The sequence below is a fragment of the Microbispora sp. CSR-4 genome (assembly GCF_008033685.1).
Lineage (GTDB): Bacteria > Actinomycetota > Actinomycetes > Streptosporangiales > Streptosporangiaceae > Microbispora.
Genome location: NZ_VJVX01000289.1, coordinates 1 through 394 on the forward strand (window position 1 = coordinate 1; position 394 = coordinate 394).

The window sequence follows — 394 nt, forward strand, 5'->3', positions numbered from 1 at the left end:
CACCCACCTCACCCAGCACTTCCGCGACCACGGCTACAAAGTCCGCCCCCTGACCGTCAGCCACGCCTTCCACTCCCCCCACATGAACCCCATCCTGGAACAGTTCCAGCAGGCGATCAGCGACCTGACCTACACACCCCCCACCATCCCCTTCATCTCCGACCTCACCGGACAACCCGCCGGCTCAGAAATCGACGCCGCCTACTGGACCCGCCACCTGCGCAACCCCGTCCGCTTCACCGACGCCACCACCACCCTGCACGACAACGGCATCACCACCTTCATCGAAATCGGCCCCGACGGCGTCCTCAGCGGGCTCATCCGCGAAACCCTCGACCACGAACCAGACCTGATCGCCGTCCCCGTCCTACGCCGCGACCACCCCGAACCCCAC

The 394-nt window shown here is 66.2% G+C and carries 1 protein-coding gene; it reads left to right on the forward strand.

Going from position 1 to position 394, the window contains the following annotated elements; all coding sequences use genetic code 11:
• A partial coding sequence (locus FLV34_RS39860; protein ID WP_147945642.1) for an acyltransferase domain-containing protein occupies positions 1 to 394 on the forward strand: 394 nt, incomplete at both ends.